Below are 332 nucleotides of genomic sequence, written 5' to 3' on the forward strand. Positions count from 1 at the left end.
TTCTTTGGATATAGTAGCATTAAGTATTCTTACTTGAGGTACTTGTTTATCCCTTACTTTAACCATACCAAGTTTAGGTAATTTTATATATTGACTACAGTACATAATATTTCCATTTGTAAAGTTCGTTCTATATGAAAATCTATTAGTTTTTTTTGATTTAAATTTAGGAAATCCTGTATTTTCCTTAAAGAATTTTTTATATGCGTTTTCTAAATCTTTTAAGGTGTTTTGTAGTGAAAATTTATCAGGTTCTTTAAGCCACTCTAATTCTTTTTTTAAATTGGTCAAATCAGAACTGCACTGTTTATAAGTAAAAGTTTCTTTATCGC

Annotated in this window: 1 pseudogene; it reads right to left on the reverse strand. The window is 25.9% G+C overall.

Annotated features, from left to right (window positions below):
* A pseudogene (locus Q3223_RS19625) lies at nucleotides 1-332 on the reverse strand (IS200/IS605 family element RNA-guided endonuclease TnpB); the annotation flags it as partial.

Source organism: Clostridioides sp. GD02367 (assembly GCF_045900275.1).
In the GTDB taxonomy this organism is placed as follows: domain Bacteria; phylum Bacillota; class Clostridia; order Peptostreptococcales; family Peptostreptococcaceae; genus Clostridioides; species Clostridioides difficile_A.